Raw genomic sequence first — 233 nt, 5'->3', positions numbered from 1 at the left:
CCGGTGCTCTACCGCAAGCTGCCCTACAACTACGAGACCGACTTCGAGTACCTGGGCCTGATCAACGACGTGCCCATGACCGTGATCGGCAAGCCGCAGCTCGAAGCCAACAACTTCAAGGAACTGCGCGAGTGGATCGGCAAGAACCCGGGCAAGGTGAACCTGGGCAACGCGGGCATCGGCTCGGCCTCGCACCTGTGCGGCCTGTTGTTCCAGAGCGAGCTGAAGGCGGA

1 protein-coding gene is annotated in these 233 nt (G+C 62.7%); it reads left to right on the top strand.

Annotated elements, in window-relative coordinates; all coding sequences use genetic code 11:
• A partial coding sequence (locus tag K0H49_RS26320; protein WP_257625226.1) for a tripartite tricarboxylate transporter substrate-binding protein occupies nucleotides 1-233 on the top strand: 233 nt, incomplete at both ends.

It is taken from the genome of Variovorax boronicumulans (assembly GCF_019352895.1).
Classification (GTDB): domain Bacteria; phylum Pseudomonadota; class Gammaproteobacteria; order Burkholderiales; family Burkholderiaceae_C; genus Variovorax; species Variovorax boronicumulans_A.
The sequence above is the reverse complement of the archived record's forward strand: the minus strand, read 5'-3'. Positions and strand labels throughout refer to the sequence as shown.